We start from the raw sequence: 20,203 nt of genomic DNA, 5'->3' as shown, positions 1-20,203 counted from the left end.
TCGCACCACGTTGTCAACTGCGATAGAGCATCCAGTCTTTGCGCGTGGCTCCCGAGAGGAACACTACCTTCTCGTTCTGTTCGTCAATCGCTGTCTGAAGAGCCTTTTCAGTGTTCGCCACCAGTTCGGATGCCGTGCCAGCCTGGTAGGTCGTGCTGCAGCCGAAGCGGGCAATAACTTTCGGCATAACGCCCTGTCGGCTGTCAAAAGCAGCGAGGCAACTTCTCTTCAGTTGATCGGCGATCTTCTGGACCTCCGTCTCGGCGCTCGTCCGGACAATGATGCCGATCTGCGGCCGGTCAAGCCACGCCGCGAAATCCATCGTCTGAACGGTTTGCGAGACGATAGCGCCAAGGCGCTCGAGGAATGCTTCCTTGAGCCTGAGGAATTCCGCGGTCTCAAAGGGCGTCAGAACCAACAGATTGCAGAAAAGAAGCGAAATATCGTCAGGGTAGCGTTCTGCGCCGTAAAGCTCGGCAAGCTTCTTATGGAATCCGCGCCGGTTGGCGAGCCTCGTGGTCGGATGCGTGAACTTCGTGCGCTCGAATTGCTCCACTTCGTCCGAAATGGCCGCAACTGTTGAAATTTGTGTCGAAACGTTTTCAAGCAACTTGGCACTCTTCGACTGCTGGACCTCGCTCAGTTGGCGAATGGAGCCGAGGTGGGACTGCATCGTCTTCGTGTCCCTTGGGTCGATCGAGGAGATTTTCCCGGTCGCCTGGCCCAGCATGTTCGTGAAGGTCGAGAGCGAGCTCTGGCCTGACTGCAGCGACTCTTTCAAACTGGTCAGTTCGTTTTGGAGGCGGCTTGCGGACTCGTCGTGGATCGATTTGCCGAAATGATGCGGTAGGTAGGTTCGAGCCAACGCCTCGACCTCATGTTCCGCAATCGGCTTGCGAAGGCGCGAAAACTTTTCGCGAAGCTCCGGATTGTTGCCGCTGATGACGTCGTACATGAGCTCGTAGTTCGCCGGCGAGGCTTCAATCTCCAGCCGGTTCAACGTCGCGAATACGATATTGTAGATTTCCTTGCGAGCCTGCTGAGCAGGTGGCTTTGTGGGCGGCATTACAACTGCCATGTGCAACGACTTTCGGTGGAAGCGTCACAGGCATCGCACCTGAGACGATGATCGGACAGGTAAACCTTGAAGAATGCAACGTATCTGATTGTCGCGTCCGATCCCACTTCATGCGGTTCACGTTGTGCCACAGCCCCTTATCGAACAACTTAGAGTACCTGAGGGCTAATTAAGAAACTGTGAAGTCAAAAGTTGGTATTGGCGCGAGTTGACGACTTCAGCGGGATTGTTCCGGCGATCGGGCGCCTTGGAGCGGTAGCTCTGCAAAGCGCATCGGAGCCCTCGTTCTTGGACCGGGTGCGCCGGTCCAAGAGAACTAGGCCGCTTGTTTTCTGGAGTGCGATGGAACTGCATCTTTCGAGCAGTTAGCAAACGTCATTCCGACGGCTCATGGCCAATTGCCGTGGCGAAAGCCCTCGATAGGTATTCGCGTCAGAACGGGTGGCTGCATCGTAACTATTCGCCGTTTGCCGTCCGTGGTCCGAGAAAGGGTTTTCGCTCGGTCTCTGCCGCCCGCAGGGTGCGTCGAAGACGCAGCAGGTCCTTCCGCGCAATCAAGCCGTCAAGCTTGGAGGTCTGTGGGTCGACGATCGGGATGCGTCCAGCGTCCGTAGAAAGCATCAGGTCGGCAACGTATCCTGCCGTATCGTCTGGATGAGCCGCAGGGATGGAGGCGTCCGAAACCATGTCGTCAAGACGCTGGTCGAAAAGTGCAGCTTCCTGTTGCCATTGCAACGCCTCGGCACGAGACACAAGCCCTTTGAGGGCGCCTTCCTCGTCGATAACGGGATAAACCCGGTGCGTTCTTGATGTCGTCGCGAAGAACGCGCAGACCTCGCCGACTGTCATCCTTGTCGAAAGCGTATCGACATCCTTGATCATGATGTCGCGCGCTCGCGTCAATTCGAAAGGATCGATGCCATATTCCCGGGTGATGTGCTGACCCCGTCTGGCGATCTTTTCCGTGAGGATTGACCGGCGAAGGAGAAGCACGGTCACGGCGTAGGCCGTTACCGTCGCCGCCAAGAGCGGTACCAGCACAGAAATGTCGCCGGTGAGTTCGACGGCGAAGAAGGTTCCCGTCAGCGGCGCCCGCACGGTTCCGCCCATCATCGCGGCCATGCCAAGCAAGGCCCAGAATCCAGGGTCGCCCGGGAGCGCCAGGCCGATTAGCCAGCCGAGAGCACCTCCGAAGATCAATAGTGGCGCAAGCACACCGCCCGACGTGCCTGAAGACAAAGCCACGAGCCAGATGGCTGACTTCACAAGCAGGATCGCCAGCACCGCTGGCGGCAAAAGCGTGCTGTTGAGCAATCCATCGATAATGTCGTAGCCGACGCCCAGGGCGCGAGGCTCGATCAAGCCACCGAAGCCGATGAACAGTCCGCCGATTGCCGGCCACCACATCCAATGGATCGGCAGTGCCTCGAAGAGATCTTCGATCTTGTAGAGCAGCGTCGTCAGGAGGCCGGATTGCAGACCGGCGACGATGCCCATTGCGGCACAAATCCCGATGCCCCACCAGGGAAGGTCCATGTGAAACTGCTTGGGGAAAAGGGGGCCAGCTTCAAAGAGGAAGGGGCGCCAGCAGATCGATACACAGGCAGCGATGGCAACCGGGATGAAGCTTCTGGGTTTCCATTCGAAAAGCAGCAGTTCGACGGCGAGCATGACCGCGGCAATCGGGGAGCCGAAGATCGCCGTCATGCCGGCCGCCGCACCGGCGACGAGGAGCGTCTTGCGTTCCGCTGCGCTCAAATGGAAGCACTGCGCAAAGAGCGATCCGATGGCGCCGCCCGTCATGATGATCGGACCTTCCGCACCGAAGGGTCCGCCGGTGCCAATGGAGATCGCCGAGGATAGCGGCTTGAGGATCGCCACCTTCGGCGACATACGGCTGCCGCCTATGAGGATCGCCTCGATAGCTTCGGGGATGCCGTGGCCGCGGATCTTTTCCGATCCGAAGCGCGCCATCAACCCGATGACCAGGCCACCGAGGACCGGAATCGCAACCATCCATGCGGAGCGGGGCGCATTCGCAAGCGACGTGGCAGCGATGCTGAAGCGTCCGAACCACACCAGGTTCGTGACCAGCGAGATCAGGCTCACCAGGCCCCAGGCGGCAAATGCACCACCGGAGCCAATGACCACGGCCATGCCGACAAGTGCGAGAACGCGTCTATCCGTGGTGAAATCTCCCGCCTCACGCCTTGAGAGGCCGCCGGTGAAGTCGTGTGGTCGGTGGGTCGTGGGTTGCTGGGGCATCGCGGGTCCTGTTGCAGCACTTTCGTTCGACGTCGCAAATATATCGTGATACGATATAAATCAACAGGGAAATTCAGGAGGCGAAAATGACGTCAAGCGGAAGCGGAGGCTTGTCGGAGGTTGACTACGAGGCGCTGGCGAACCTGAGGTACAGGATCCGGAAGTTTCGCCAATTCAGCACAAAAGCGGCCGAGAAGCTTGGATTGACGCCGCAACAGCATCAGGCGTTGCTTGCCATCAAAGGGCTACGGAGTGGAGCGCAGATGAGCGTTTCCATGCTGGCGGAACGATTGTTTGTCCCTACCGCATCCGCTGCCGACCTTGCACGATCGCTTGAGGAACACGCCTATGTCATTGTCGACGTGAAACAGAGGCGCCGGCCCATTCTGCGGTTGACAGACAAGGCGGAAGAGATATTGCGGCGGCTGACGCCTGCGCATCTCTATGAGATCCGGGAGATGGCACCCGAGCTCTTGTTAGCGCTTCGAGTCCTGCAGGATCATCGAAGAATGGAGGTCGCCGCCTGGATGCAATGATGGCTACGAGAGGACACGTGTTGAAGACTCCGAGGACAGGACTGACCGACGCCGACTACGAAGCCTTGTCCAACTTGCGTTATACTTTGCGCCGTTTCATGGACTTCAGCACGTCCGCAGCGCAAGAAGAGGGACTTCCGACACAACAGCATCAGGCATTGCTCGCAATCAAGGGGCATCGCGGCGAGGATGCGATGACCATCGGAATGCTTGCAGAACGACTGTTGATAGCGCCGCATTCGGCGACGGAACTGGTCGGTCGGCTGGTTAGCGCCGGCTATGTATCGCGCCGCGCCGATCCGAACGACAAACGGCGGCAAACACTGGAGCTTACTGACAAGGCTGAGGGGGTGTTGAAACGCTTGACCGCCATTCACTTGACCGAGATCAGGGAAATGGCTCCGCAGCTCATCCACATCCTCAAGAGGCTGCAAGACGAAATTGAACCTTAGGGAAGGCACGAAAGACCAGGCGTTGCTGGTCGAGGCTGGCAAAAATGCAAACAGGCGTGATGGCATTGGCGAACTCCTTTGACGGTCGGCCCGTCACGCCGGCATTCTCCTTTCGGCACCTTGCCACCCCCCCACAAACTCGCTAAGAGACGCGGCAACTTGGGCCCCGGGGGCGCAAGGCGTTAGAAGGGTTCCAGAAACTCCCAATTCCTGGCTCTTCAGCCGTGCGGCTCCATGCAGGGGGCTCGTGATGCCGGGTCTGGCTTTGGTCTCTCTCGGCACTAGGTCGTGGTAGAGGCATATGGCACGCATCGTAATGAAATTCGGCGGGACCTCCGTCGCTGATCTGGACCGCATCAAGAACGTTGCCCGCCATGTGAAACGTGAAGTCGATGCCGGCCATGAAGTGGCTGTCGTCGTCTCGGCGATGTCCGGCAAGACCAACGAGCTCGTTGGCTGGGTGCAGAATATGCCGAAGGTTGTCGGCGCCAATTCCCCGTTTTACGATGCGCGCGAGTATGATGCGGTCGTCGCTTCGGGCGAGCAGGTCACGGCCGGTCTGCTGGCAATCGCGCTGCAGGCGATGGATATCAACGCCCGCTCGTGGCAGGGCTGGCAGATTTCCATCCGTACGGACAATGCCCATGGCGCTGCCCGCATCCAGGAAATCGACGGCGCCGACATCGTCAAGCGCATGGGTGAGGGCCAGGTTGCCGTCATCGCCGGCTTCCAGGGCATTGGCCCCGACAATCGCATCGCGACGCTTGGCCGCGGCGGTTCCGATACCTCGGCCGTTGCCGTTGCTGCAGCGCTGAAGGCTGATCGCTGCGACATCTATACCGACGTCGACGGCGTCTATACGACGGACCCGCGCATCGTGCCGCAGGCACGCCGCCTGAAGAAGATCGCTTTCGAGGAAATGCTCGAAATGGCCTCGCTCGGCGCCAAGGTCCTGCAGGTTCGCTCCGTCGAGCTTGCCATGGTGCACAAGGTCCGTACCTTCGTGCGCTCCTCTTTCGAAGATCCCGATGCTCCGGGCATGGGTGACTTCTTGAATCCGCCCGGAACGCTGATTTGTGACGAGGATGAAATCGTGGAACAGGAAGTAGTCACCGGCATCGCCTATGCCAAGGATGAGGCTCAGATCTCGCTTCGCCGTCTTGCCGACCGGCCGGGTGTTTCCGCCGCGATCTTCGGACCGCTGGCCGAAAGCCACATCAACGTCGACATGATTGTCCAGAACATCTCCGAAGACGGCTCGAAGACCGACATGACCTTCACGGTTCCGTCGGGCGATGTCGACAAGGCGATCAAGGTCCTTGGCGAGAACAAGGAAAAGATCGGCTACGATGTCGTTCAGAACGAATCGGGCCTGGTGAAAGTGTCGGTCATCGGTATCGGTATGCGCAGTCACGCCGGTGTTGCCGCTACCGCGTTCAAGGCGCTGGCCGACAAGGGCATCAACATCAAGGCCATTACGACCTCTGAGATCAAAATTTCCATCCTGATCGACGGTCCTTATGCGGAACTCGCTGTCAGGACTTTGCATTCCTGCTACGGTCTGGATAAGAACTGATTCTGAACAGACCTGCCGCGCGTTCAAGTTGAGAAGTCACGCGGCTATCGGCTGTGTGACTTTGATGTTTGTTTTGGAGCTTGAGACGCAATGAGAGACCTTTCCGGCGGTCCGCGCGTGCTGCTCAAGCGGCTACGCGAGTTGATGGCGGAGCCGCTGGAGCCGCAGGAGCGTCTCGATCGGATCGTTCGCCAGATTGCAGGCAACATGGTGGCGGAGGTTTGCTCCGTCTACGTCCTGCGCGCCGACGGCGTCCTCGAACTCTATGCAACCGAAGGCCTGAAGAAGGAAGCGGTCCACCTGTCCCAACTCAAGATGGGTCAGGGTCTGGTCGGCACGATCGCCGCATCGGCGCAGCCGCTCAACCTCTCCGACGCGCAATCGCATCCCGCCTTCCGCTACCTGCCGGAAACTGGCGAAGAAATCTATCATTCCTTCCTTGGCGTGCCGATCCTGCGCACCGGCCGTTCGCTCGGCGTTCTGGTCGTGCAGAACAAGGCAAGCCGCACCTACCGCGAAGAAGAGCTCGAAGCGCTCGAGACGACCGCGATGGTGCTTGCCGAGATGATCGCCACCGGCGAGCTCAAGAAGATCACGAAGCCTGGCCTCGAACTCGACCTGACACGTTCGGTGACCATCGATGGCGATACCTATAACGAGGGTATTGGCCTCGGCTACGTCGTGCTGCACGAGCCGCGCATTGTCGTCACCAACCTTCTGAACGAGGATTCCGAGAAGGAAATCCGGCGTCTGGGTGAGGCGCTCGGATCGCTGCGCATCTCGATCGATGACCTCCTGTCGCAGCGCGACGTTTCGATGGAAGGCGAGCACCGCGAGGTACTCGAAACCTATCGGATGTTCGCTTATGACCAGGGTTGGGTGCGCAAGCTCGAGGAGGCGATCCGTAACGGCCTGACGGCGGAAGCTGCGGTCGAGAAGGTGCAGAGCGACACGAAGGCGCGCATGATCCGTATGACGGATCCCTATCTGCGGGAGCGGATGCACGATTTCGAAGATCTGGCAAACCGGCTGTTGCGGCAGCTGACCGGCTATACCGGTCGCACCGCGGGCGATGGTTTCCCGAGCGACGCCATCATCTTGGCGCGCGCGATGGGCGCTGCTGAGCTGTTGGACTATCCTCGCGCCAACGTGCGCGGGCTCGTGCTGGAGGAAGGCGCGGTGACGAGCCATGTGGTGATCGTTGCGCGAGCCATGGGTATTCCTGTCATCGGCCAGGCAGCTGGCGTGGTGGCGCTTGCCGAAAACGGCGATGCCGTGATCATCGATGGGGATGGCGGGCATGTGCATCTTCGCCCGATGCCCGAACACCAGCGCTCGTATGAGGAAAAGGTGCGGTTCCGGGCCCGTCGGCAGGAGCAGTTCCGGGCGCTGCGCTCCGTCGAGCCGCGCACCAAGGACGGGCAGCGCGTGTCCCTGATGATGAATGCCGGGCTGCTGGTGGACTTGCCGCAGCTTTCGGACTCGGGCGCCGAAGGCATCGGACTGTTTCGTACCGAATTGCAGTTCATGATCGCCTCAACCATGCCGAAGGCGGAAGAACAGGAACTGTTCTATCGCAATGTGCTGAAGCAGGCGGCCGGGCGGGTTGTGACCTTCCGTACGCTCGATATCGGCGGCGACAAGGTCGTTCCCTATTTCCGTGGCCATGAAGAAGAAAATCCGGCGCTTGGCTGGCGGGCGATCCGCCTGTCGCTCGATCGTCCGGGTCTGCTGCGCACGCAATTGCGCGCCATGCTGAAGGCGGCGGCCGGTATCGAGCTGAAGCTGATGGTGCCGATGGTGACCGAGGTTTCCGAGATCGCCGCCGTGCGTGAGTTGTTGCAAAAAGAGGTGCAGCACCTTTCCCGTTTCGGTCATGGTCTGCCGCGCAAGCTGCAGTTCGGCGCGATGCTTGAGGTGCCGGCCTTGCTCTGGCAGCTCGACGAGCTGATGTCGGCGGTCGACTTCGTCTCGGTCGGCTCGAATGACCTCTTCCAGTTTTCGATGGCGGTCGACCGCGGCAACGCACGGGTTTCCGATCGCTTCGATCCGCTTGGCAAGCCGTTCCTCCGGATCCTGCGCGACATCGTACGCGCGGGTGAGCGCAACAACACGCCGGTGACGCTCTGCGGCGAGCTTGCCGGCAAGCCGATCTCGGCGATGGCGCTGCTCGGCATCGGCTTCCGTGCGGTATCGATGTCGCCAGCGTCGATCGGTCCTGTTAAGGCGATGCTTCTCGGTCTCGATGCCGAGGCGCTGGCAAAAGTGATGAACGACGCGCTCGACGATACCAAGTCGGCGACCTCGATACGCGAGGTGCTTGCCCACTTCGCTGACGCTCACAATATTCCTCTATAGTTCAAGACAAGCAGAATCGGAGTGAAGGGTGGCGAAGCTTCCCGTTGAAAAGATGCGCGAGCTGGAACGCCGTTTCGGCGAGATCGAAGCGCGCATGTCGGCCGGCCCCTCGGCCGAGGTCTACGTCAAGCTCGCCTCCGAGTATTCCGAGCTGCAGCCTGTCGTCACGAAGATTCGCGCCTACGAGAAGGCGATTGCGGAGCTTGCGGACCTTGAGACCTTGCTGAACGACAAGTCCGTGGACCGCGAAATGCGCGACCTTGCCGAACTGGAACTGCCCGAGGTGAAGGAGCGGCTGGAAGCGCTGGAGCAGGAAATCCAGATCCTGTTGCTGCCGAAGGACGCAGCCGACGAGAAGAGCGCGATTCTGGAAATCCGCGCCGGTACCGGGGGCTCGGAAGCCGCACTCTTCGCCGGCGACCTGTTCCGGATGTATGAGCGCTATGCCGCCGCGCATGGCTGGAAGGTGGAAGTCCTGTCGTCGAGCGAAGGCGAAGCGGGTGGCTTCAAGGAAATCATCGCGACGATCACGGGCAAGGGCGTGTTTGCCAAGCTGAAGTTCGAATCCGGCGTCCACCGCGTCCAGCGCGTACCGGAAACGGAAGCGGGGGGCCGTATCCATACCTCGGCCGCAACGGTCGCGGTCTTGCCGGAAGCAGAAGAGATCGACATCGAGATCCGGCCGGAAGACATCCGCATCGACACGATGCGCTCCTCTGGCGCCGGCGGTCAGCACGTCAACACCACGGACTCAGCCGTTCGCATCACCCACCTGCCGACCGGCATTGTTGTCACTAGCTCCGAGAAGTCGCAGCACCAAAACCGCGCCAAGGCGATGCAGGTTCTGCGCTCTCGCCTTTATGATGCCGAGCGCCAGCGCGCCGACAGCGAGCGTTCCGCCGACCGCAAAAGCCAAGTCGGCTCCGGCGACCGTTCCGAACGCATCCGTACCTACAACTTCCCACAGGGACGGGTGACGGATCACCGCATCAATCTCACGCTCTACAAACTGGACCGGATGATGGTCGGTGAGATCGACGAGGTGGTCGATGCGTTGATGGCCGACTATCAGGCGAGCCAGTTGGCGCAACTCGGCGAGCAACAATGAGCATGGGCGGGAAACAGGCCGAGCCCACGGTTTCCCAAATGCTGTCTGAAGCTCGCCGTCTCTTCACCGAAGCTGGAATAGAGAGCGCTGCAGCGGATGCCCGCGTCCTTGTCGCAGGGCTGCTTGGACTTTCCACGACTGCCATCGTGACGCGCGGTGGCGAGACCGTGACCAATGAGCAGGCGACATTGATCGAACAAGGTATCGAACGCCGGTTGGCGCATGAGCCGGTTCATCGCATTCTCGGCGAACGCGAGTTCTATGGTCTGCCGCTTTCGTTGTCAGCGGAAACCCTCGAGCCAAGGCCCGATACAGAAATTCTCGTCGATACGGTGCTTCCATATCTGCGCGATCTTGCAAATACCGAGGGCCGTATCCATATCCTTGACTTGGGAACCGGAACCGGGGCGATATGCCTAGCTCTGTTGAGCGAATGTCCGGAAGCGTCAGGCGTTGGCAGCGATATATCGGCCGACGCGTTGAGGACGGCACAATCAAACGCGGAAAGAAACGGATTGCAGGATCGCTTCGAAGCCATTCAATCCAGTTGGTTTGACAGTATCCACGGCACGTTTCATGCGATTGTCTCAAATCCGCCCTATATCGCTTCTAAGGTCGTTCACACTCTCGCTCCCGAAGTGACGAAATTTGATCCCCTTGCCGCACTGGATGGCGGCCGGGATGGGCTTGACGCCTACAGAACCATCGCCAAGGATGCGGCAAGGTTCATAAAGCCGAACGGTGTCGTGGGACTTGAGATCGGCTACGACCAGCGAAACGACGTAACGGACGTTTTCGAGGCTGAAGGCTTCAAGCTTCTGGAATCCGTAAAAGATTACGGCCAGAATGACCGGGCGCTTGTGTTCGCGCTCAAGTGATGCGCGACAACTTAAAGCATCGAACAGGACATTGGTGTCATTGCGAAGAAAAGGCTTGGATTTCCACGGGAAGCAATATAGGTTGGCCCCACGCGTTGGAGAGATGGGACAGAACGGTGAGCCGTTCGATACTAGCTCGGCCTCGGGGGTCCGCTCTTTTAAACGAGAGCTTCAAAGGTTGAATACGACCCAATGCGTGAATCAGTCAAACTGACTTGAGAACAAGCGGCAGGTTGGCGCGAGGGCGCAGTATGCTTGCGGCACAAGGGCTCTGAGCCGGTGAACCGGCCACGGCGGTTGATGCCATAACTCCACAACAAACAGAGAATTCAGGTGAACGATCTATGAGGCCAGGACAGCAGAACAAGCGCGGTCGCGGGCGTGGCAATAACAACGGCGGCGGCGGCGGTGGAAATAACAATAACAACAATTTCAACCGCAAGGGCGGCAATCCGCTGACGCGGACATACGACAGCTCCGGCCCAGACGTTAAGATCCGTGGTACCGCGCAGCATATCGCCGAAAAGTATGCGCAGCTCGCTCGCGACGCGCAGAGTTCGGGCGACCGTGTTATCGCCGAAAACTACCTGCAGCACGCTGAGCATTACAACCGCATCATTGCTGCCGCACAGGCGCAGATGCAGGAACGCTTCCAGCGCGACGATCGCAGCGACTTTAGTGAAGGCACGGAGCGCGAAGGCGACGACATCGAAGGCGTCGACAACGATGATGTCGTTATCGTTCAGCCGCCGCGCCAGCAACATGAGCATCAGCAGCGCCGTTCGGATGAGCAGTCGCAGCGTCGCCACGATGAGCAGCCGCGCCGTCACGACGACCAGGCACGCCAGCCGCGGCGCCAGGAACAGCAGCCAGCTGCAGCGCCGGTTGAAGCCGTAGCTGCGGCGCCGCAGCCCGAAGTCAACGACGGCAGCGGTCCGCAGCCGGAGATCGAAGGCATTCCGGCAGAGGTCTCGATGGACGAGGAAAGTGCTGCAGGTCAGCCGCGTGAGCGTCAGCCTCGGCGCCGCGCTACTGGCAGCCGTCCGCGCCGTCCGCGTCGCGCTGCAGAAGGTGAGGCTTCGGCTGAGGGCGAGGACGCGGGTTCCAATGATGCCCCGGCTTTGGCCGATGCCGCTTCGGAATAAGCGGATCGTTTCACCGTTCCGTACTTGTGTATAGAAAGGTCGCTCTTCGGAGCGGCCTTTTTGCTTTTGGGAGCCGTTTCTCCGTTGGAATGCGGCCTCGACCGAACGTTAAAGTGCGGTGTATTTACCGTAACGTACTTATGTCCTCGTCGCGCCTGTGTCTCCATTGAAACGCGAATGCATCTCAGCACCACGTTTGACGGGAGACACGCGACATGGCTTGCGACGACAACGTACGAGCACCTTCCACCGACACCAGCAACCTCACCCGCCGCAATCTGCTGATCGGGTCGACAGCCCTTGCTGCCGGGGCTGTCACGGTCGCCAGCATGGCGAGTTCCGCGGCAGCCCAGGCGCAGACCGCGGCACCATCCGGCAAGAAGCCGAACATCCTGGTCATCTTCGGTGATGACATCGGCATTCCGCAGATCAGTGCCTACACGATGGGGCTGATGGGCTATCGCACGCCCAATATCGATCGCATCGCAAGAGAGGGCGCGATCTTCACCGACTCCTATGGCCAGCAGAGCTGCACAGCCGGTCGTGCTTCGTTCATTCTCGGACAGGAACCGTTCCGCACCGGCCTGCTGACGATCGGCATGCCGGGCGATCCGCACGGTATTCAGGACTGGATGCCGACGATTGCCGATGTCATGAAGACACAAGGGTACGCGACCGGCCAGTTCGGCAAGAACCACCTCGGCGACCAGGATCAGCACCTGCCGACCAAGCATGGGTTCGACGAGTTCTTCGGCAACCTCTACCACCTCAACGCCGAAGAGGAACCAGAAGGCTATTTCTATCCGAAGGATCCGGCCTTCCGCCGGCAATTCGGGCCGCGCGGCGTGATCAAGTCAAGCGCCGATGGCAAGATCGAGGATACCGGAGCGCTGAACACGAAGCGCATGGAAACGATCGACGAAGAGTTTCTTGGAGCAGCCAAGAATTTTATCGATCGCCAGGCCAAGGCTGACAAGCCGTTCTTCGTCTGGTTCAACTCGACACGCATGCACGTCTTCACCCACCTCAAGGCGGACTCGCTCGGCAAGACGGGGAAGGGCATCCATGCCGACGGCATGGTCGAGCACGACGGCCATGTCGGCCAGCTTCTCGATCAGCTGGATCAGCTCGGCATCGCCGACAACACCATCGTTCTCTACACGACTGACAACGGTGCCGAGCTTGCGCTGTGGCCAGACGGCGCGCAGACGATGTTCCACGGCGAAAAGGGCACGACATGGGAGGGCGGCTTCCGCATTCCGATGATGGTTCGCTGGCCGGGCGTCGTCAAACCCGGGACTGAGGTGAACGAGATCGTTACGCTGATGGACTGGATGCCGACGTTCGCAAGCGCCGCCGGTGTATCCGACATCAAGGAGCAGATGAAATCCGGGTTCAAGTCAGGGACCAAGGATTTCAAGGTTCATCTGGACGGCTATGATCTAATGCCTTTCCTGAAGGGCGAGGCGCAGAGCGGTCCACGCGACTCGGTCTACTATTTCGACCAGGGAGGCAATCTCAATGCGATCCGCTGGAACGACTGGAAGCTGAGCTTCGCCGTCGCCAGCCACGGCAATATCGCGACAGCCACACGCGAAGTGCCGGCATGGGCCAACATTGCCAATCTGCGAATGGATCCTTACGAGCGCGGCATGGAGGACGGCGGTGGAGCAATCGAGTTCCTTGCCCGGAACATGTGGCTGCTCGTGCCGATCCAGGGGAAGATCAAGGACTTTTTCTCCGACTTCGACCAGTTCCCGTATCAGGAGGGCAGTTCGCTGAACGCGAGCGGCATCAACTACGGACTGCTTCGCCAGCAAGCGGCCCTGAAGCGTCTGAACGACCTTGAGCGGCTCGCCCCGCAATAAGGCATCACAACGATAGCCCGCGCCGGCTGGAAACAGCACGGCGCGGGATCTCTCGTTGAACTGTCGCGTAAATCCCGACGTAAATGCCGGGCCTGTTACCGTAACGTACTTGGATTTGGCACTGGCTTCGACGCTACTCCGCTCATGACAAAAGGAGATGTCGTCATGAAAGCCAAGTTGGGCGCCTCGCTGCTCGTCGCATTTCTCATGAGTTCTACGGTCTGGGCAGAAGACGCGCCTCAAACAGGCTACATCTTTGACAAAGGCTTTCCGACCGCTACAACCACCGAAAAAGTGCGTGAGGACGCACTCTTCCAACGCGCCATCACGGCCTACCGTTTCTGGTATCCGACCGTATCGGTGGAAGGCATCTTCAACGGCAACCGCGTGGCCGGGATCAAGGACAACGAGGGTCTTGGCGCGGCCGCCGCAGGTCCGAGGCAGGTGGGCTTTACGCTCAACTCCGATACGCCCTATGGATCGGCAACGCTTGACCTGAAGGACGGCCCGATGGTCGTGGAGCTTCCGCCAGGCGCCTATATCGGCCTGATCAACGACCATAACCAGAGCTGGGTCCTCGACATGGGAATCCCCGGGCCCGACGGCGGAAAGGGCGGGAAGCATCTCATCCTGCCGCCCGACTACAAGGGTAAGGTGCCGAAGGGCTACTACGTCGGGAAGTCCGCAACTTACAAGGTTTTGCTTGCCGTACGCGCTCTGCCGGTCGGTGGCGATCAGGACAAGGCACTGAAGGCGCTGCATGCCATCAAGGTCTATCCGTTGAGCGCGGCCAAAAATCCGAAGCCGATGGCGATCATCGACACCACCGAAAAGGCGATGGACAGCACCTCTCTCAAATGGGAGGACAACATCCAGTTCTGGGAAGTATTGAAGCGGATCATCGACGAGGAACCGCTCGTCGAGAAATTCACGCCGATGTACGGACTGCTCGCGACGCTCGGTATCGAAAAGGGCAAGCCATTTACGCCGGATGACCATACGAAAGCTATCCTCGAAAAAGCTGCGAAGGCTGGTCGTGACCAGCTTATCGTATCGGCGTTCGATAGCGACCGGCCAGATCGTATTGCGTGGCCGGACCGCAAATGGGAGTGGGTCGAGCTCGTTCCCAACGTTACTCAGTTCGAGACGCCGATGGGCGTCGATCTGGAGGCACGCGATCGCTGGTTCGCGCAGGCGATTGTCACGTCGCCCGCCATGTTTCGGCGGTCCGCCGGTGCCGGATCGCTCTATTGGCTTGGCGCCCGTGACAGCAGCGGCGCGTTTCTGGACGGCGGCAAGAGCTACAAGCTGACGATTCCGCAACCGGTTCCGGGCAAGCTGTTCTGGTCGGTGACGCTCTACGACGCACAGACGCGTTCCGAAGTGCAGACGGATCAGGACAAGGCCGCGCTCCGCTCCCTTTTCGAGCTGAAGGATATCGACACGTCAAAACCAGTGGATCTGTATTTCGGTCCAACGGCGCCGAATGACGGCGAAAGCCGCTGGATCAAGACCCAACCCGGACGTGGCTGGTTCAGCTACATCCGTATCTACGGGCCAACGCAACCTGCGTTTGACGGCTCTTGGAAGCCCAACGATATTGTGGAGGTCAAGTAAACCGTTCTCGGTGAGCACGGGCATGCAACCGTTCGTGCGGACGAGTTTCAGAACGCCCGCCGTGGCACCAGTGTCGCCAATGGAGCCGAGAGGTCTGGGCCGAACTGGGTACTGACAATGGGAACGGGTCAGGACGCATCGAGGTGCACCGTCTCGGGTTCCGGCCGGGTCGTCAGCATCGATCCGATGTGAGCTTGGTTACGGAGTGTGAGGGCCGGTGCCGCGGATGAACCCTCGGTCGCATGGCGGCGGGTTTTTCGCGTCATCGCCTCTTTAAACTTTTGAAATCCTCTACCATATCCAGCCCAAGTTCGTCAGCCGCAAATCCCAAACGCGGCGGAACGATGAGCTTGCCGTTTGAGGGAGCTCAATCTCAGTCATCGGCCTGTGCCTTATGAGGGCAGGGCGATTTATGGAGGTACAGTATGAATATCGAAAAATACTCCGAGCGGGTGCGCGGTTTTATTCAGTCCGCCCAGACCTATGCGCTTGCGCAGGGGCACCAGCAATTCACCCCCGAGCATGTTCTGAAAGTCCTGCTCGACGACGACCAGGGCATGGCCGCTTCGCTGATCGAGCGCGCCGGCGGTGATCCCAAGGCCGCGCGCCTTGCCAACGACGCCGCACTTGCCAAGCTGCCGAAAGTCTCCGGCGGCAACGGGCAGATCTATCTTGCGCAGCCGCTTGCCAAGGTTCTTTCGACCGCCGAAGAGGCATCGAAGAAAGCCGGCGACAGTTTCGTCACCGTCGAGCGCCTATTGCAGGCTCTGGCGATCGAGACTTCGGCCTCGACATCCACGACATTGAAGAACGCCGGCGTCACCGCGCTTGCGCTCAATCAGGTCATCAACGAGATCCGCAAGGGCCGTACCGCAGACAGCTCGAACGCCGAACAGGGCTTCGATTCGCTGAAGAAGTACGCTCGCGATCTGACCAGCGAAGCCCGCGAAGGCAAACTCGATCCCGTCATCGGCCGTGACGACGAAATCCGCCGCACGATCCAGGTTCTGTCGCGCCGCACCAAGAACAATCCGGTGCTGATCGGCGAGCCGGGCGTCGGCAAGACCGCCATCGTCGAAGGCCTTGCGCTGCGCATCGTCAATGGCGACGTGCCGGAGTCTCTCAAGGACAAGAAGCTGATGGCGCTCGATATGGGTGCACTGATTGCTGGCGCCAAATATCGTGGCGAGTTCGAGGAGCGTCTGAAGGCAGTCCTGAACGAGGTGCAGGCCGAAAACGGCGAGATCATCCTCTTCATCGACGAAATGCACACGCTTGTCGGTGCCGGCAAGGCGGATGGGGCGATGGACGCCTCCAACCTGCTGAAGCCAGCGCTTGCTCGCGGCGAGCTGCATTGCGTCGGTGCGACCACGCTCGACGAATACCGCAAGCATGTCGAAAAAGATCCGGCCCTTGCCCGCCGCTTCCAGCCTGTCATGGTCGAGGAGCCGACTGTCGAGGACACGATCTCGATCCTACGCGGTCTCAAGGAAAAGTATGAGCAGCATCACAAGGTCCGGATCTCGGATTCGGCCCTGGTTGCAGCTGCGACGCTTTCCAACCGCTACATCACCGACCGCTTCCTTCCTGACAAGGCCATCGACCTGATGGATGAAGCCGCTGCGCGGCTGCGCATGCAGGTGGATTCCAAGCCTGAGGAGCTGGATGAACTCGATCGCCGCATCATGCAGCTGAAAATCGAGCGCGAAGCGCTGAAGAAGGAAACCGATACGGCGTCTGCCGACCGGCTGGTGCGGCTTGAAACAGAGCTGACCGGTCTCGAGGAAGAAGCCGATGCGCTGACCGCCCGCTGGCAGGCGGAAAAGCAGAAGCTTGGCCTGGCGGCAGACCTGAAGAAGCAGTTGGACGAAGCGCGCAACGATCTCGCGATCGCCCAGCGCAAGGGCGAGTTCCAGCGCGCCGGCGAACTCACCTACGGCGTCATTCCGGAACTGGAAAAGAAGCTTGGCGAAGCCGAACAGCAGGACAGCGATCGCAGCGCCATGGTGCAGGAGGTCGTGACCCCCGACAACATCGCGCATGTCGTTTCCCGCTGGACCGGTATCCCCGTCGACAAGATGCTGGAAGGCGAACGCGACAAGTTGCTCAGGATGGAAGACGAGCTGGCGAAATCGGTGATCGGCCAAGGTGATGCGGTTCAGGCCGTTTCGCGTGCCGTGCGCCGTGCGCGCGCCGGTCTGCAGGATCCGAACCGGCCGATCGGCTCGTTCATCTTCCTCGGTCCGACCGGCGTCGGCAAGACGGAGCTGACCAAGGCGCTTGCCCGCTTCCTCTTCGACGACGAAACGGCGATGGTGCGCATGGATATGTCCGAGTACATGGAGAAGCACTCCGTCGCCCGGCTCATCGGTGCGCCTCCCGGCTATGTCGGTTACGATGAAGGCGGCGCGCTGACGGAAGCCGTTCGCAGGAGGCCGTATCAGGTTGTCTTGTTCGACGAGATCGAGAAGGCGCATCCTGATGTCTTCAACATCCTGCTGCAGGTTCTGGACGATGGTCGCCTCACGGATGGCCAGGGCCGGACGGTCGATTTCCGCAACACGATGATCATCATGACGTCGAACCTCGGCGCCGAATACCTGACCCAACTGAAGGACGGGGACGACAGCGAAGCGGTTCGTGAACAGGTGATGGAGGTCGTGCGCGGTCATTTCCGGCCGGAATTCCTGAACCGTATCGACGAAATCATTCTGTTCCATCGCCTGAAGCGCGAGGAAATGGGCGCGATCGTCGATATCCAGCTGAAGCGTCTGGTTGCCCTGCTTGCCGAGCGCAAGATCACGCTCGAACTCGACGACGATGCTCGCAACTGGCTCGCCAACAAGGGTTACGACCCTGTTTATGGCGCGCGCCCGCTGAAGCGGGTGATCCAGAAGTACGTTCAGGATCCGCTCGCCGAACAGATCCTCTCCGGTCAGGTGCCTGACGGCTCCACGGTGAAGATCACCAGCGGCACCGACCGGCTATTGTTCCGCACGCGCAATTCCGCGGTCAACGAAGCGGCTTAAGCTCTGGATACCAGGAAGGAAAATGGCGGCCTCGGCCGCCATTTTTGTGGGATGCTATTTGCTTGCTACCTGCGGCGGCGGCTGGTTGCCAAGGAGCGCATCGATGCGCTGCCGCTCATCCTCGAACTTTGCCAGCGCCCCGCCCTTCAGCGACTTGCCGCCCGGCAAGCGCACGCGCAACGGATCGACCTTGGTGCCGTTGACGATCATCTCGTAGTGCAGATGCGGGCCGGTGGATTCACCGGTCGTTCCAACCCAGCCGATCACCTGGCCCTGGCGTACCTTGGCGCCGGGAACGACGCCCTTGGCGATCGCGCTCTGGTGATTGTAGGAGGATTCATAGCCGTTAGCGTGGCGAACGATCGTCTGGTTGCCATAGCCGCCGGAATCCCAGCCGGCCTTCTCTACGGTGCCATTACCGACAGCGATAATCGCCGTGCCGCGTGGGGCGGCCCAATCGACGCCCGTGTGCATGCGGGCGAAGCCAAGGATCGGGTGCCGGCGCATGCCGAAGCCCGACTTGAAGATGCCATTGGGCACGGGATTGCGCAGCAGGAATTGCCGAATGCTTTTGCCGTCCTGATCGAAGTAGTCAATCGAACCGTCTTCCGGATCCTGAAAGCGGTAGAAGGTGGTCTGTGTGTCGCCGAAGCGTGCATTCACATAAAGAAGCTCGGAATCTTCCGTTGCCTGACCGCTGGAATCGGCGACCGAGAAGAAGGCTTCCAGCGTATCGGTCGGGCGCAGCTCCGCCTGAAAATCGACGCTGCTCGCCAGCAACTTGATGATCAGCGCGGTCATGTCCTTGGTCATGCCGTAGGAGAGTGCGGCACGATAGATCCCGTCATACACGCGCGGCAGGTTCTGGTTAGACGGGACCGATGTCGAGTTGTCGTCGAAGGCGGTGGTGACCGCATCGATCTGCGGCGGTTCGCGGCCGGCAACAAAGCGATCGTGATCGTCGAGTGCCACGGTGACGAGATGACGGGTGCCGCGATAGACGCTGACGCGGATGATTTTCGCCTGTTCGCCCCTCTGCAAGATGCCGATGCGCAGCACGTCCCCCTTGGACAGTTCGTCGGATCCGATTAGCGGCGACAAATAGCCGGAGACGCCCTTGGCCTGCGGCTCGGGGTAGCCCGAATCCGCCATGGCCTTGGTGATCGACGTATCCTGACGCACCGGAATGATGTCGTCGGCGAACTCTTCTGTCTGTGGTGTGATCGATTCCGGCGCCGAGACCGTCATGTTCTGTTCGAGAACGCGCGCTGTCAGGCCGGTCGCCAGATCGACGTCGTTGTCATCATTGGAGAAACGGCGCGGATCGACATAGTAAAGGGCCGCCACCTGAGCCGCACCGTCGGTCAGGACCGAACCGTTGGAGCGGACGTTCTCCTCGATCTCATCGAGGGTCAGGCCGGCTGCAACCTGAAGATCGGATTTCGTCGTCGGATAAGCCACGGTCTTCAAGCTGACCTCTGACTCGACATCGGAGCCGTAGATCTGCCCGGTGCGAACAGCCGGCTGCGCGTCGGGCTCGTCGGCCGCGAAGATCGTCAGTGGATTGAAGCTTGGATAATCTTCGGTCGCCACGTGGTTGGCGGCGAGCGTCATCTTCACACGCGCGAAAGGCTGGCGACGGACGACCTCCTTGTCGCCCTCATGGACGACGGTGGAGACCTCCATGATTTTGCGGTCCGACGGTTTGGCGGCGATCGCGGACGCAATCAGCCGACCGCCGCGCGTCACATCTGTATCGTCCGCATGCGTGTCGGCATTGATCGTGGCGTAGGCTTCGGCGGGTATCGCCAGCTGTTGGCGTCCGTCGAGCGCCGCAAATAGCGCGACGCCCATCAACACGCTTGAGGTGATGCCGGTGAGGAACGTACCCGAAAGCCAACGCAATGAAACTTCGCGGCGGTCGGGCGCACGTCTGCCATCAGCGAGAAGCGGCGGCTCGTTGCCGAACGAGCGGATCATCATCTTCTCCGTCATCATGGCAGGTGGATCCGCGTCCTTTCGGTAGGCTTCTTCGGGCAGGTCTGACTGGCGCCGAAAAGTGCATAGTTTGGTAATGGAAGTCAAATGGGCCGCGTGCGCGCACGCAATCATTCGCCCTTGAGACCATCCGATTGTGAAGATGTGAGGGCGAAGGACCTCGTCATCGCGTTCCGCGCTGCTATTTCTGTAAAAATGACCCGGCTATCGGCGCATTCAGAGGGCAGAGAACCGGGCCTCCGAAAATCATGCTTAGAATTCAACGCGATGCGAGAAATCTCGTTTTTTTTGAAAA

The 20,203-nt window shown here is 60.1% G+C and carries 14 protein-coding genes; 11 read left to right on the top strand and 3 right to left on the bottom strand.

Features of this window, described 5'->3' with window-relative positions; genetic code table 11:
• Positions 1-13: 13 nt before the first annotated feature.
• Both RGCCGE502_RS21855 and RGCCGE502_RS21850 read right to left on the bottom strand, forming a co-directional pair.
• On the bottom strand, positions 14-1,066 hold the full coding sequence (locus RGCCGE502_RS21855; RefSeq protein WP_019280481.1) for a diguanylate cyclase domain-containing protein: 1,053 nt from the start codon (positions 1,064-1,066) through the stop codon (positions 14-16).
• A gap of 468 nt (positions 1,067-1,534) precedes the next feature.
• Entirely contained in the window at positions 1,535-3,343 is a 1,809-nt protein-coding gene (locus RGCCGE502_RS21850; RefSeq protein WP_016556374.1) for a chloride channel protein, read from the bottom strand.
• A gap of 86 nt (positions 3,344-3,429) precedes the next feature.
• On the opposite strand from RGCCGE502_RS21850, the gene RGCCGE502_RS21845 reads away from it, so the two are divergent.
• The 10 genes from RGCCGE502_RS21845 to clpB all read left to right on the top strand — a co-directional run bounded on the left by RGCCGE502_RS21845 (position 3,430) and on the right by clpB (position 17,910).
• The gene (locus RGCCGE502_RS21845; protein WP_016556373.1) at positions 3,430-3,879 is read left to right on the top strand and encodes a MarR family winged helix-turn-helix transcriptional regulator; all 450 of its coding nucleotides are present in this window, start codon (positions 3,430-3,432) and stop codon (positions 3,877-3,879) included.
• A gap of 17 nt (positions 3,880-3,896) precedes the next feature.
• Positions 3,897-4,331, top strand: coding sequence for a MarR family winged helix-turn-helix transcriptional regulator (locus RGCCGE502_RS21840; protein ID WP_016556372.1), 435 nt, complete (start codon positions 3,897-3,899; stop codon positions 4,329-4,331).
• A gap of 301 nt (positions 4,332-4,632) precedes the next feature.
• Positions 4,633-5,907, top strand: coding sequence for an aspartate kinase (locus RGCCGE502_RS21835; protein ID WP_016556371.1), 1,275 nt, complete (start codon positions 4,633-4,635; stop codon positions 5,905-5,907).
• Between the two features lie 90 nt (positions 5,908-5,997).
• Positions 5,998-8,265 (top strand): phosphoenolpyruvate--protein phosphotransferase, encoded by a 2,268-nt coding sequence (ptsP, locus tag RGCCGE502_RS21830; protein WP_016556370.1) that lies wholly within the window; start codon positions 5,998-6,000, stop codon positions 8,263-8,265.
• Positions 8,266-8,293: 28 nt separating this feature from the next.
• On the top strand, positions 8,294-9,373 hold the full coding sequence (prfA, locus tag RGCCGE502_RS21825) for a peptide chain release factor 1 (RefSeq protein WP_016556369.1): 1,080 nt from the start codon (positions 8,294-8,296) through the stop codon (positions 9,371-9,373).
• Positions 9,370-10,251, top strand: coding sequence for a peptide chain release factor N(5)-glutamine methyltransferase (gene prmC, locus RGCCGE502_RS21820; protein WP_016556368.1), 882 nt, complete (start codon positions 9,370-9,372; stop codon positions 10,249-10,251). Before prfA ends, prmC begins: the two co-directional genes overlap by 4 nt.
• A gap of 344 nt (positions 10,252-10,595) precedes the next feature.
• On the top strand, positions 10,596-11,396 hold the full coding sequence (locus RGCCGE502_RS21815; RefSeq protein ID WP_016556367.1) for a DUF4167 domain-containing protein: 801 nt from the start codon (positions 10,596-10,598) through the stop codon (positions 11,394-11,396).
• 215 nt (positions 11,397-11,611) lie between these two features.
• Positions 11,612-13,264: an arylsulfatase gene (locus RGCCGE502_RS21810; protein ID WP_016556366.1), complete on the top strand. Its 1,653-nt coding sequence runs from the start codon at positions 11,612-11,614 to the stop codon at positions 13,262-13,264.
• Positions 13,265-13,429: 165 nt separating this feature from the next.
• Entirely contained in the window at positions 13,430-14,881 is a 1,452-nt protein-coding gene (locus RGCCGE502_RS21805) for a DUF1254 domain-containing protein (RefSeq protein ID WP_016556365.1), read from the top strand.
• A gap of 425 nt (positions 14,882-15,306) precedes the next feature.
• On the top strand, positions 15,307-17,910 hold the full coding sequence (gene clpB, locus RGCCGE502_RS21800) for an ATP-dependent chaperone ClpB (protein ID WP_016556364.1): 2,604 nt from the start codon (positions 15,307-15,309) through the stop codon (positions 17,908-17,910).
• A gap of 54 nt (positions 17,911-17,964) precedes the next feature.
• Here clpB and RGCCGE502_RS21795 read toward each other — a convergent pair whose 3' ends face one another.
• Positions 17,965-19,908: a M23 family metallopeptidase gene (locus tag RGCCGE502_RS21795; RefSeq protein ID WP_016556363.1), complete on the bottom strand. Its 1,944-nt coding sequence runs from the start codon at positions 19,906-19,908 to the stop codon at positions 17,965-17,967.
• A gap of 87 nt (positions 19,909-19,995) precedes the next feature.
• On the opposite strand from RGCCGE502_RS21795, the gene RGCCGE502_RS37780 reads away from it, so the two are divergent.
• Positions 19,996-20,203: hypothetical protein (locus tag RGCCGE502_RS37780; RefSeq protein WP_206742493.1), on the top strand; the 208-nt coding region annotated here is incomplete at its 3' end.

This window comes from Rhizobium grahamii CCGE 502 (genome assembly GCF_000298315.2).
Lineage (GTDB): Bacteria > Pseudomonadota > Alphaproteobacteria > Rhizobiales > Rhizobiaceae > Rhizobium > Rhizobium grahamii.
Note: the sequence above shows the minus strand (reverse complement) of the source record. Positions and strands in the feature narration are given on the sequence as shown.